The 12,453-nt window shown below is 68.9% G+C and carries 8 protein-coding genes; 3 read left to right on the top strand and 5 right to left on the bottom strand.

Annotated features, from left to right (window positions below; genetic code table 11):
* Positions 1–337: 337 nt before the first annotated feature.
* The 5 genes from RCH07_RS07520 to RCH07_RS07500 form a co-directional block, all read right to left on the bottom strand.
* Entirely contained in the window at positions 338–2,167 is a 1,830-nt protein-coding gene (locus tag RCH07_RS07520; protein ID WP_326966843.1) for an ABC-F family ATP-binding cassette domain-containing protein, read from the bottom strand.
* A 37-nt stretch (positions 2,168–2,204) separates the two neighbouring features.
* Positions 2,205–3,167 (bottom strand): 4-(cytidine 5'-diphospho)-2-C-methyl-D-erythritol kinase, encoded by a 963-nt coding sequence (locus RCH07_RS07515; RefSeq protein WP_326966842.1) that lies wholly within the window; start codon positions 3,165–3,167, stop codon positions 2,205–2,207.
* Between the two features lie 77 nt (positions 3,168–3,244).
* Positions 3,245–4,084: a 16S rRNA (adenine(1518)-N(6)/adenine(1519)-N(6))-dimethyltransferase RsmA gene (gene rsmA, locus RCH07_RS07510; protein ID WP_326966906.1), complete on the bottom strand. Its 840-nt coding sequence runs from the start codon at positions 4,082–4,084 to the stop codon at positions 3,245–3,247.
* Positions 4,085–4,305: 221 nt separating this feature from the next.
* Positions 4,306–5,520 (bottom strand): transglycosylase family protein, encoded by a 1,215-nt coding sequence (locus tag RCH07_RS07505; protein WP_326966841.1) that lies wholly within the window; start codon positions 5,518–5,520, stop codon positions 4,306–4,308.
* A 282-nt stretch (positions 5,521–5,802) separates the two neighbouring features.
* Entirely contained in the window at positions 5,803–6,741 is a 939-nt protein-coding gene (locus RCH07_RS07500; protein WP_326966840.1) for a TatD family hydrolase, read from the bottom strand.
* 242 nt (positions 6,742–6,983) lie between these two features.
* On the opposite strand from RCH07_RS07500, the gene RCH07_RS07495 reads away from it, so the two are divergent.
* From RCH07_RS07495 to RCH07_RS07485, 3 genes are read left to right on the top strand one after another with little or no spacing between them, the layout of a single operon-like run.
* Positions 6,984–8,129 carry an AAA family ATPase gene (locus RCH07_RS07495; RefSeq protein ID WP_326966839.1) on the top strand — a complete coding sequence of 382 codons (1,146 nt, stop codon included), beginning with the start codon at positions 6,984–6,986 and terminating at the stop codon, positions 8,127–8,129.
* 13 nt (positions 8,130–8,142) lie between these two features.
* On the top strand, positions 8,143–9,600 hold the full coding sequence (locus tag RCH07_RS07490; RefSeq protein WP_326966838.1) for a DUF58 domain-containing protein: 1,458 nt from the start codon (positions 8,143–8,145) through the stop codon (positions 9,598–9,600).
* On the top strand, positions 9,597–12,194 hold the full coding sequence (locus RCH07_RS07485; RefSeq protein ID WP_326966837.1) for a transglutaminase TgpA family protein: 2,598 nt from the start codon (positions 9,597–9,599) through the stop codon (positions 12,192–12,194). The genes RCH07_RS07490 and RCH07_RS07485 overlap by 4 nt, the downstream gene beginning before the upstream one ends.
* Positions 12,195–12,453 lie beyond the last annotated feature (259 nt).

Below are 12,453 nucleotides of genomic sequence, written 5' to 3'. Positions count from 1 at the left end.
GTCAACTCGTGGGCGGCACTGGGGGACCTTACGGATCACGGCCGGCGACGAAGTCACTGAGGCCCCGCGGGACGTGCCCCACCGGGGCCGCAAAGAATGGACATACCACCCATATGTCCACTCCTGGGCGGCAGCAAGGGACATGTCCCGGGGGATTTCAGTGGCACAAGGGGCATGTCCATTCCCGGGCGGCAGCACGGGACATGTCCCGCGGGAATAAAGTGGTCCAAGGGACATGTCCAGCCATGCCGCAACACACTGGGCATGTCCCCCGGTACCTTTCCTGCAGCCCCCGGAAGAGCAGGAATCGGGGTTGCCGGCCCGTCTGCCCCGGCAGCTACTCCCCCAGCACCTCGAGGGCTGCGAGCCATTCGAGCTCGAGGCCTTCGCGTTCTCCGGCGAGGTCCTTGAGCTTCTTGTTGAGTCCGGCCAGCTGGCCCACGGCCGAGGCGTCGGCTGCGGCGGCGGTCATCTGGGCGTGCAGCTTGTCTTCCTGCTGCTTGAGCTTGCCCAGTTGGCGGTCAATCCGGTTCTTGGCCTTGCGGGCCTCGCGCTTCTCGGCTTCCGAGGGGCCGCTTGCGGCAGGGGCGGAGCCTGAGTTTGAGGAGATGACGGGGTTGCCGCCGCCGGTGATAGTGGAGCCGGCCAGGGCGGCTTCGCGCAGTTCGAGGTACTGGTCCACGCCGCGCGGCAGGGCGCGGATTTTGCCGTCGCCGAGGAGTGCCATCTGGTGGTCCGTGACGCGCTCAAGCAGGTAGCGGTCGTGGCTGACGACGACGAGTGTGCCGGGCCAGCCGTCGAGCACATCCTCGACGGCGGCGAGGGTGTCGGTGTCGAGGTCGTTGGTCGGCTCGTCAAGCATCAGCACGTTCGGCTCGCCCACGAGCAGGCGCAGAAGCTGGAGGCGCCGACGTTCGCCACCGGAGAGGTCCTTGACCGGAGTCCACTGCTTCTCGTTGGTGAAGCCGAGCTGTTCCACCAACTGGCCGGCACTGAATTCCTTGCCGCCAACGTTGAAGGACCGCTTTTCACGCTCGATCACTTCGATGACGCGCAGGTCCGAGACGTCGTCGAGTTCCTTGACCTCCTGGGTGAGGACGGCGGTGACGACTGTCTTGCCCCGCTTCACTTTCCCGGACGTCGGCTGGATTTCGCCGTTGAGGAGCTTCAGCAGGGTGGTCTTGCCGGCGCCGTTGACGCCCACGAGTCCCAGCCGCTCACCCGGGGCAAGCCGCAGGGTGATGTTGTCAAAGAGCTTCTGGCCGGGCTCACCGCCAAGGAAGTCAAGGGAGACGTTTTCCAGGTCCAGCACGTCCTTGCCGAGCCGGGCGGTGGCCATCTTGCTCAGCGCCATCGAGTCGCGCGGCTCGGGGACGTCCGCGATGAGTTCGTTGGCCGCCTCGATGCGGAACTTCGGCTTGGCCGTGCGGGCCGGGGCGCCGCGGCGCAGCCAGGCGAGTTCTTTTTTCACGAGCTGCTGGCGTTTGCTTTCCACCACGGACGCGGAGCGGTCGCGTTCGGCGCGGGCCAGCACGTAGGCCGCGTAGCCGCCGTCGAACGGGTCCACAATCCCGTCGTGGACTTCCCAGGTCTTGGTACACACTTCGTCGAGGAACCAGCGGTCGTGGGTGACCACGAGGAAGGCGCCCTGGTTGGCACGCCAGCGGGTCTTCAGGTGCCGGGACAGCCAGGCGACGCCTTCGACGTCGAGGTGGTTGGTCGGCTCGTCGAGCATGATGACGTCGTGGTCCTCGATCAGCAGCTTGGCCAGCGCCACACGGCGCTTCTGCCCGCCGGAAAGGGCGTGCACATTGGCGTGCCAGTCGACGTCGGATACGAGTCCGCCCATCACCTCGCGGATCTGCGGGTTGCGGGCCCATTCGTAGTCGGCCTGGTCGCCGACGATGGCCGCTCCGACCGTGAGGTCGCCGTCGAGCACATCGCTCTGGTCAAGGTAGCCGGTGTTGACTTCGCTGCGTTTGGTCACGCGGCCCGTGTCCGGGGTGGCGCGCATCGCCAGCAGGCGCATCAGCGTCGATTTACCGTCGCCGTTGCGGCCCACCATGCCGATCCGGTCACCCTCTTCGAGTCCGAGGGTAACGCCGTCGAGAACGGTGCGGGTTGCATACGAGACCGTGAGGTTCTCGCCGCCGAGCAGGTGTGCCACTGGGAGCTGCTTTCCTAGGTATGTCTGGTCAAAGCTACTAAAGGAGCGTATCGGAGATGATGCGCGCCCCGTGAACCGGGCCGTGGACGGCCATGGCCTCGAGTCCGTGGTGCCGGAGGTCCGCGGCCAGGCCTTCGGCGGCGGCCGGGCTGTGGGCCAGCAGTGCGACGGTGGGGCCGGAGCCGGAGATCAGGCCGGCGATCGCGCCGCAGGATTCGCCGAGCCCCAGGGTGTCCCGGAGCCCGGGCGCCAGTTCGATCGAGGCACGCTGGAGATCGTTGACCAGGACCCGGCTGAGGGCATCGGCATCCCCGCTGCGCAGGGCCTTGAGGATCCTGGGATCGACGGCGGCGGGTTCCTCGATCTCGGCGCCTTCGGCTGCGCGCAGCCGGTCCAGGGTCCTGAACACCTCGGGCGTGGACAGGCCGAAGTCCGCGGTGACGAGGACCCAGTCAGTCTGGGCTTTGACGAGGGCCGGGGAGAGATCGTCGCCCACACCCAGCCCCACGGCGGTGCCGCCGAGCAGGGAGAACGGCACGTCGGCCCCGAGTTCCGCGGCCAGGTGTGCCAGTTCGTCGCGGGACAGGCCGCTGTTCCACAGCGCATCGCACGCGAGGAGGGTGGCGGCGGCGTCCGCCGAGCCGCCGCCCATGCCGCCGGCAACCGGCACGCGCTTGGTGATTTCGAGGTGGACGCCCGTGGAGTGCTCCGAGACATCCGCCATAATGGCGGCGGCCTTGTAGGCCAGGTTGCGTTCATCGAGCGGAATGTCGACGCCGTCGAGGTCGAGGGTGCTCGCCGGGCTGATGCTGACCGTGATGCCGCCGGTGTCCGTGCTGGTGGCGGCGACTTCCTCATAGAGGGAGACCGCGAGGTAGACGCTGGCCACGGAGTGGTAGCCGTCAGCGCGCCGGGATCCGACGTCGAGTGAGACGTTCACCTTGCCGGGAGCCTTGACCCGGACGGTCCTCGCGGCAAAGCGCCCTCTCACTGCGTTCATGGCTCCACGCTATGGCATGGCAGGGCAGGCTCCAAGCACTCCCGCCAGGCGCCACCGATCCGGGACGCCGGCAGGGCTCATGCGTCCGGCAGCCCGCGTGCTTCGGCAATCCGGGAAAACGCCGCGATATCGATCACTTCACCGCGGGCGGAGGGGTCGACGCCGGCGGCCCGCAGGCAGCGTTCGGCCTCCGCCGCGCTTCCGGCCCAGCCTGCCAGCGCGGCGCGCAGGGTCTTGCGCCGCTGCGCGAAGGCCGCGTCGATCACGGCGAAAACCTGTTCCCGGCTGGCGGTGGTGACCGGCGGTTCCCGGCGGGTGAAGGCGACGAGGCCGGAGTGGATCTTGGGGGCGGGCCAGAAGACGTTCATGCCGATCACGCCGGCTTTGCGCATGCTGCTGTACCAGGCCCCCTTGACCGAGGGGACACCGTAGGTTTTGGATCCGGGGCCGGCGGCCAGCCGGTCCGCTACCTCGTCCTGGACCATGACCAGGCCGTGGCGGAGGCTCGGGAAGTGCTGCAGCAGGTGCAGGACCACCGGGACCGCCACGTTGTAGGGAAGATTGGCGACGAGCGCGGTCGGCTCCACCGGGAGCTCCGTGACCCGCATGGCGTCGGCACGGACGAGGTGGAAGTTCTGCACCGCGTCGGGGCGCCACGCTGCGACCGTGGCCGGAAGCTTGTCCGCGAGCACCGGATCGATCTCGACGGCGACGACGGTCCGGGCGGCGTCCAGCAGGCCCAGGGTGAGTGAGCCGAGCCCCGGCCCGACCTCCAGGACCGTCTCCCCGGGGTGGATGTCAGCGGCGGAAACGATCCGCCGGATGGTGTTGCCGTCGATGACGAAGTTCTGGCCCAGCGTCTTGGTGGGACGAACCCCGATTTCCTCGGCCAGCCTGCGGATGTCGGAGGCGCCCATCAGTGGCGCGGGCGCACTGCCGGACGCTTTTCCGGACGTGGTGCCGGGCGCGGAGGGGGTCGGTTCAATCACCTAGGTATCCTATCCCGGACATGGCAGAGGCCGGGCCCGGGAGAACCGGGCCCGGCCTCTGCCGGCCGCCGCAGCCGTGGTCAGCCGCTGCGGTACGCCGCCGGTCAGTCGGTGACGCTCAGTCGGTGACGCTCAGTCGGTGCCGCTCCCTAGCGGGAGGCGGCCCAGCCGCAGCCCCAGGGCTGGAGGCCGCGCTGGGCGTAGACACGGTTGGCGATGTCGATCTGCTGGGCTTTGGAGGCAAGGCTGGCGTTCGGGGCGTAGGCGCCGCCGCCGGATCCGAGCCAGGTCCGGATATCGAACTGCAGTCCGCCGTAGTAGCCGTTGCCGTTATTGATGGACCAGTTGCCGGTGGATTCGCACTGGGCGATCTTGTCCCACATGGCTTCGTTCATCATGGCCGGTGCTCCGGCGCCGGTGTTGGCACCGGCGGCCGGTGCTGCTGCGGCGGCCGGTGCTGCCGGGGCGGCCGCAGGTTTCGGCTTTTCCTTGGTCCCGACAGTGACCTTTTCGGTGACCGGCGGGGCGGTGACGGACTGTGACACGAGGGTGCGGGATGCTTCGCGGCCGTCAACGAGGACCAGCTTGAAGCTCTTGCCCATGGTTCCGGCCACGCCGGCCTGCGTCACGGTCTTCTCGCCCTTGAGCATTCCGGCATTCTCGGTGGTGAGGGTTTCGAACGCGACGGCTTCGGTGGATTCCGCCGTCTTGCTGACGTCCACGCGGGAGACCTTGATGACCATGTCATTCACGACCGGGGCATTGCCGGGCTGCGAGCTGCGGTCGCTGGCGCCCAGCGTAATGCCGGCGTCGGTGAGCAGCTGGCCGACGGTGGCCGACGTCGTGCTGGTCGTGGCCGCCTTGCCGTCCGCGACGATGCTCACGGTTTTCGGCGTCGAGATCGACACGAAGGAACCGGAGACGGAGAGCTGGGCATCCTTCGGGACGGATACTTCCGAGGAGCTTGCCACGCCGAGTTCGCTCACCAGGGCGTCAACGGTGGGCGAGGTGGTGCTGACGGTCCGCTCGGCGCCATCCAGGCTGACCTTGACGGCCTTGGCCAGGTTGACGTTAATGACGGATCCGTCCTGTACATGGGACTCCGCAGCGGGCGACACCCTGTCAGATGGCTGGAGTTCAACCTTGGCGCCCTTGACTACCTGGCCGACGGTGCCGCCGAAGGTCTGGACGGAACTCACTTTCCCGTCGACATTGAGGGTGACTGTCTTGTTGTTGCCGACGAAGGCCACGAGGCCCAGCACGAGGGCGACGAGCACCACCAGCTGCGTACCGACCTTGACGAAGCTGAACTTGCCGTCCGATGTAAAGAACTTGACCACGATTGCCCGTATCTCTTGGACCATCCGGGCACGGGGAAAAGCGCACGGGACCATCCTCCGCAAACGCCCCCGGGGCAGCGCCGGAACGGGTCCGGGTTGTCTGCGGCAGATGCGTGCACTGCCACACTCACAAACGAGAGCGCGCATATGGTTCTCTGGCCACAATGCGCGCCCCGCTGGAGTGAAATTTTCCGAAGGCCTTCCCCGACCCCGGCTAATAGTTGTCCACTGTAACCGGAGCGTTATAAAGCAACCAAGAATTTGTGCATACCCGGTATTCCCCGTGAAGGACTTAGAGGGCCGCTTTCAGTCCCAGGATCCGTAAGCCTGCAGTGTATTTCCGGCGATCCTGGCACACAGCGCGGAAAGCTCCATCCCGGTCACATCCGCCATGGCCCGGACGGTGTAGGGGACCATGTAGCTGGCGTTCGGGCGCCCGCGGTGCGGGTGCGGCGTAAGGAACGGGGCATCGGTTTCAACGAGGATCTGCTCCGGCTCCGCGACGGCCAGTGCGGCGCGCAGATCCGACGCATTCTTGAAGGTCAGCGTGCCGGCGAAGGACATATACCAGCCTTCGCTGTTGCATACCCGGGCCAGCTCCTCCCCGCCGGAAAAACAGTGGAACACCACCCGGTCCGGGGCGCCCTCCTCGCGCAGGACCTGGACGACGTCGTCGTGGGCGTCCCGGTCGTGGATCTGCAGCGTCAGGCCGAGACGCTTGGCGATGTCGATATGGCGGCGGAAGGAGTACCGCTGCGGGGCCAGTCCCTCCGCCTCGGTCCGGAAGAAGTCCAGGCCCGTCTCGCCGATCGCCCGGATTCGCGGGTGGGCGGCCAGGGCTTCGATCTCGGCCAGGGCGGCCTCCAGTTCGCCCCTGGCGGCGTAGCGGGGAGCGTCGTTGGGATGGAGCGCGACGGCGCCCAGGAGCCGGGAGTCCAGCTCTACGGCCCGGACCGTGAACCGGGAGGATTCGAGGTCGCACCCTACCTGCACGGCGCCCTGGACCCCCACGGCCGCGGCGGCGTCGAGGGCATCCGCGACGCTGACCGCCAACCCCTTGTTGGGAAAGTCGCCGTTGGGAAAGTCGCCGTTGGGAAAGTCGCCGTTGGGAAAGTCGCCGTTGGGAAAGTCAAGATGCGTGTGGTTGTCCATGACCGGAACGGGAAGAGGCTCCGGCGCCGGCGGGTAGCCGGGACGACCGCTGCCGCTTGCACGGAACGGGACGGGAGTGAGGGGATTGCACATCCTTCCACCTTAACCGGGGTCTCCGCCATGCGGGCACCGGCGAGCCAAGCCGGGAGCAATACCGCGAGTTAACCGCACCGCGCTACGTGGCCTCCAGCGGACCTGCGGAGATTTCCCCGCAACTCTCTGTCAGGTCCGGCGGTTGTGTTAGTACTCTGATAGGAGACAGACGCATACCCGATGAGGGCCCGGCATTTCATGCCGATCCGTCCCGGGGACCCACCAGGGCTGAAAGGCTGCCGATGGACTACCACCGCACCTCCGTAGACGAAGTCCGCCCCGAAGGCCAGGGTTTCCAGGATGGCTCCGCCGTGGGGGGAAACGCAGCGGCGAGGCGGCTGGCGCAGAAGCCCGCGGCCATGGGTGCCGAGGCGTTCCATGCCGCCAGCGAGCGCATCCTGACGGCCATCAACACCGTGATCGATGGCAAGGCCGAGGCCGCGAAACTGGCACTGACCGTCCTCCTGGCGCAGGGCCACCTGCTGCTTGAGGACGTTCCCGGTGTTGGCAAGACGCTGCTGGCCAAGACGCTGGCCCGCACCATCGACTGCTCGGTGAGCCGGATCCAGTTCACCCCTGATCTGTTGCCCTCCGACGTGACCGGCGTATCCATCTACAACCAGGCATCGCGGTCCTTTGAGTTCCGCCCCGGGGCGGTGTTTGCCAACATCGTCATCGGCGACGAAATCAACCGTGCCTCCGCCAAGACCCAGTCGGCCCTGCTGGAGTGCATGGAGGAGCACCAGGTCACCGTCGACGGGAAGTCCTACCGGCTGGATGAGCCCTTTATGGTCGTGGCCACGCAGAATCCCATCGAGATGGAGGGGACCTACCCGCTCCCGGAGGCGCAGCGGGACCGTTTTATGGCTCGGATTTCCATGGGCTATCCGGACAAGGAGTCAGAGATGCAAATGCTGGAGACCCACCAGGCGACGTCCCCGCTGACCCGGGTGACCGCCGTCGTCACCGCCGGCGAAGTCGCCGCCATGATCGCCGCGGTGCAGCAGGTCTACGTCTCCGAATCGATCAAGGAGTACACCGTGTCCCTGGGACGCGCCACGAGGGAGAGCAGCCTGCTGCGGCTCGGCGCCAGCCCCCGGTCCATGCTCCAGCTGCTGCGCGCGGCGAAGGCCACGGCCGCTTTGGAAGGCCGGGACTTTGTGTTGCCGGACGACATCGCCAGCGTGGCCGAATCCGTCCTGGCGCACCGGATCATCCTGGACCGTAAAGCCGCCAGCACGGGCGAAACACCGCAGGGCGTTATCCGGTCCGTCCTGGCCAGAATCCAGGTCAGCCCCGATGTGGCGGCGGCCTCCGCCGGCACGGCCCGTGCCGCCCGTGAGAAGACCGCAGCGGCTCCGCCGCCCAGGCTCCCGAACCACCGCTAGGGATGGCACCGCCGTGGCGTTGATGGATCGGTTCCCCAAACATATCTTCACGACGCGCGGCTGGGGCCTGCTTGCCGCGGGCTCCGTCTTCCTGCTGGCCGCCCAGGTGATGGGACGCCGCGACCTGCTGGCGCTGGCGATCCTGCTGCTGGTCCTGCCGTTGCTCTCCCTGGCCGGCACCCGCTTGCTCAAGCCGAATTTCCAGGTGTACCGGGAGTTCAACCCGTCCGCCGTGGAAACCGCCGCGACTACGACCGTCCGGCTGGCCGTCGCCCGGACCGGAACCGGGGCCGGGCACGCGGTCATGGAAGAGCAGTTGCCGGCCCGGTTCGGCGAGTCCCCTGTGTTCCGGTTCCCGGCACGGTCGGCGGCGGGCGGGCCCAGCCGCTATGAATATCATCTCCGTTCCGGGAAGCGCGGCCAGTTCCTGATCGGTCCGGTGACGGCCGAGTTCAGCGATCCCTTCGGCCTCTCGCTGCACCGCCATGCCATCGACGACGGCGACACCCTCACCGTCACGCCGGCCGCCGTCGAACTTCCCGTGACGGGGCTGGCCGGCGCCCGCGGGCACGACGGCGTCACCGCCAGCCGGATCCGCGCCAACCCGAGCGACGACGACGTGATGACCCGTGAATACCGCCACGGGGATCCGATGCGCCGCGTGCACTGGGCGGCGACAGCACGTCACGGGGAGCTGATGGTCCGCCAGGAGGAGTCCGTCACCACTCCCGAAGCGACTATCATCCTGGACCAGCGTCTGGCGGCCTTTCCCAACGGCAGTTTTTCCCACGGAGCGGGCTCTCACGGCCTGGCGTCCGCGGCCGGCGGCCACGAGCTGGTCACGAACGACGCCTTCGAGTGGGCCGTGACGGCGGCGATGTCCATCGGCGCCCACCTCTCGGAGCGCAACTATGCCCTGCGCTTCCTCGATGCCGCAGGTGAGCCCGCCTTCCGCCATTCGCGGTCCGCCCCGGAGCCGGAGGCCGAGGAGTACATCGGGACCTCCGGGCTGCAGTCCGTCGCAGAGAGCCTGGCCGCCATCCAACTCTCCGGAGCGCACTCCGCCCGCCGCCACCGGCGCAGCGACGAAGAAGCCAAGGACTCTTCCCGCCGCGGAACGCCCGCCGGCACGGAGCCGGGGGTGCTGCCCTTCGATGACCGGCTCATGGACAAGCTCGCCGCCCACCGCTTGCGGGGTCCCGTCCTGGCCATCCTGGGCTACCTCTCCCCGGGTGAGGCCCGGGCCCTGTCCCCGGCTGCCGGATTCGGAGCGAATGCCTTCGCCATCGTCATCACGGCTCAGGCCCAGGGCAGCGGCGAGGTATTGGAGACCCTCCGCCGGGGCGGCTGGCGGGCCGTCGCCGTCTCCGCCAGCACGTCCCTCCCGGCGGCCTGGAGCTCGTTCGACCAGGGCCAGGCGCCGCTGCCGGCCACCGCCGAGGCGCGGCGCGGCGTCGGAGGCCGGCGATGACTCTGACCCCGCAGCGCAGCACCGGCACCGGCTCGGATACTGGCGCTCAGAGTGGCGCCGCCGGTTCCCGTACCGGCAGCGCCGCGGTCCCCGTACCGGTTTCCGGCCCCCCGCGGGCCGGGGTGGGCGCCCGGCCATGGCTGATGGCGCTCGCCGTGGCAACCGCCGTCGCCGGTGCCGCGCTTGGCCTCAACGGCGTACTGAGGGGCTGGGCGTGGTACTCCCCGATCCTTTCGATTGTCTTCACCGTCACTTTCACCATGGCCGGGCTGCGGGCCCTGCGCTGGCGCACCGTCTTTGTTGAGCTCGGCGGCCTGGCGTCGCTGGTGATGATCCTGACGTTCACCTTCTTCCGTCCGCACAGCATCATCGGCTTTATCCCCTCGGGGGCCACTATGACGCAGCTGGGCCGGTATCTGCGCCGGGCCAGCGAGACGGTCCTCGCCGAGAGCGCCCCCGTGGCCCCCAACGCCGGGATCGTTCTGCTCATCTGCGCCGTGCTGGGGCTGCTGGTGATCCTCGTGGATGCACTCGCCTTCCCGCTGGCCCTGCCGGCAACGAGCGGCCTCGGAATCCTGGCTATCCTCATCGTTCCGGCCATGGTCAAGCCGCAGAGCGTCGGTGTGCTCGGGTTCGCCGGCGCCGCCGTCGGCTATCTTATGATCCTCGGCTGCAGCCACTGGTTTGCCCCCGATCCCCGCACCGGGGCCGACACCGCCCGCAACCCCGGCCAGTTCCGGCGCGCCGGCCTGACGGGCGCGCTGGCGCTGACCGTCACGGTGCTGCTCCAGCTGGTTGTCCCGGGCTTCGACCAGGGCGCCTTCCCTCAGGGCTCGAGGCTGAACCCGTTTGGCAGCGCCACCGGGCTCAACCCGATGATCAGCCTGGGCAACAGCCTGCGCAGCCCCTCCGGCGACGGCCGGATCACCTTTGCCACGAACGCGCCGACCACCCCGTACCTGCGGTCCGTGACGGTGGACAGCTTCAGCGGCGATTCCTGGGCACCGGACGACCGCGAGGACAGCCGGCGTCTGGGCACCGGGCGGATGGGTACCGGGCTCGAATCCACCGCGACGGAGCTTCGGGTGGTCACAGCCATCAACACCGGCCAGTTCACGAGCCCGTACCTTCCGGCGCCCTACGCCCCGGAGGCCGTCAACGGGCTGACGGGCCGCTGGAGCTGGGACCCGGCCACCCTCAGCGTCAAGGGAGTCGACACCAATTCCCGCGACCAGCAGTACCTGGTCCTGTCCGTTGCCCCGCAGCTCACACCGGAGGTGCTCGAGCAGGCCTCCGGGCCGGTGCAGGGAATCCCGGAGCAGTTCATCCGTCCGCCGGACAACGTTCCGGACATCGTCCGGAAGACAGCCGCCTCGGTCACGGCGGGAAGCACCACCCCCTACGCCCGGGCCATGGCCATCCAGCGGTACCTGCGCTCACCGAACTTCAGCTACTCCCTGCAATCCCCCGTGCAGGGCGGCTACGACGGCAACGGGCTCTCGGTACTGGCCGACTTCCTCACCCAGAAGAGCGGCTACTGCATCCACTTCGCCGCGGCAATGGCCGTGATGGCCCGGCTGGAGGGCATCCCCAGCCGGATAGCCGTCGGCTACGCCCCAGGCCGGCCCACGGGCGCCACCGTCTCGATCGCAGGCCACGGGGCACTGCCCGAGTTCGAGGTGGATGCCCGGGATGCCCACTCCTGGCCGGAATTGTATTTTCAGGGCGTGGGCTGGGTCCCCTTCGAACCGACCCCGTCCCGCGGCGTCGTCCCGTCGTACGCCACCGAGGGCGCCGCCCCCAGCGGAGCCAGCACCAATGAAAGCAACGACGGGCTGATTCCGAATGCCGGCCCCACCTCCACACCGCTGCCGGGCGCCGCCCCGCTGCCCCTTCCGGGCGGCGCCGGCCCGGCGGACGACGGCGGCAGCCTTCTGCCCGTGCTGTTCGGTGCCGGCGCGCTCGCGTTCCTGGCCCTGCTCCTGGCTTCGCCCCAGCTGGCCCGCGCCGGTCTCCGGCGCCGGCGGCTGAACGGTTCCGGGGCGTCCGGCGGCATCGGAACAGCCCTGCCGGCCTGGGCCGAACTGCGCGACCTCGCCACAGACTACGGCGTGGTGCCGCACACCAGCGAGACCCCGCGGCAGTTCTCCGGCCGGCTGCGCACGTCCGCGGCACTGGGCGAACCGGACGGCCCCGACGCCGCCGGGCACCAGGCCGTGGGCGCCCTGACCGCAGACTTCGAGCGCCGGCAGTACGGACGCCCCGCCCCGGCGGAGGGCGGGGACGGGCGGGACGGCTCGGACGGGCGGGACAAACGGGACCACGGGGATGGGCGGGACGGCGCGGGCGGCGGCAAGGAAGCCAGCACGGCCGCCGTCAGGATCGCCGCCGTGCGGACTTCCCTGCGGGCCAACGCGAGGCCCCTCGTGCGCGCGCGTGCAGTCTGGCTGCCACCGTCAACCATGTCGCGGTCGCGCCGCGCCGTCACCGCACCGTTCCGTGCCCTGGCCCGCACAGCACAGCTCACCCGGCGGGGCGCCGCGCGATCCTGGTCGAGGATCCGCGAAGGACTCCACCGGGTGCGTCGCAGCTAACGGGCATTTCCGTTGGTTTGTCGGGGTCCGGGGGCGGTGGCCGCGCTCAGGGACATGCCCCGCGCCGGGCCCAGCGGATGGACATAGTGTCATTATGCCCAGTCTTGGGTGCGAAGAATGGGCATGTCCCTGGGCTGGACAATCGGACTGGACACCCGCCCAAGGGGACATGCCCCGCGCCGGGCCCAGCGGATGGACATAGTGTCATTATGCCCAGTCTTGGGTGCGAAGAATGGGCATGTCCCTGGGCTGGACAATC

It is taken from the genome of Arthrobacter sp. CG_A4 (genome assembly GCF_035985125.1).
Classification (GTDB): Bacteria; Actinomycetota; Actinomycetes; order Actinomycetales; family Micrococcaceae; genus Arthrobacter.
This window is presented reverse-complemented; position numbering and strand designations above follow the sequence as displayed.

What these genes read in the sequence shown, in the direction of transcription:
- rsmA (WP_326966906.1), bottom strand. Translation starts at nt 4,084, where the DNA reads ATGGGCGCCTCCGACATCCGCAGGCTGGCCGAGGAAATCGGGGTTCGT.
- RCH07_RS07495 (WP_326966839.1), top strand. Translation starts at nt 6,984, where the DNA reads ATGGACTACCACCGCACCTCCGTAGACGAAGTCCGCCCCGAAGGCCAG.
- RCH07_RS07515 (WP_326966842.1), bottom strand. Translation starts at nt 3,167, where the DNA reads ATGAACGCAGTGAGAGGGCGCTTTGCCGCGAGGACCGTCCGGGTCAAG.
- RCH07_RS07505 (WP_326966841.1), bottom strand. Translation starts at nt 5,520, where the DNA reads ATGGTCCAAGAGATACGGGCAATCGTGGTCAAGTTCTTTACATCGGAC.
- RCH07_RS07500 (WP_326966840.1), bottom strand. Translation starts at nt 6,741, where the DNA reads ATGTGCAATCCCCTCACTCCCGTCCCGTTCCGTGCAAGCGGCAGCGGT.
- RCH07_RS07485 (WP_326966837.1), top strand. Translation starts at nt 9,597, where the DNA reads ATGACTCTGACCCCGCAGCGCAGCACCGGCACCGGCTCGGATACTGGC.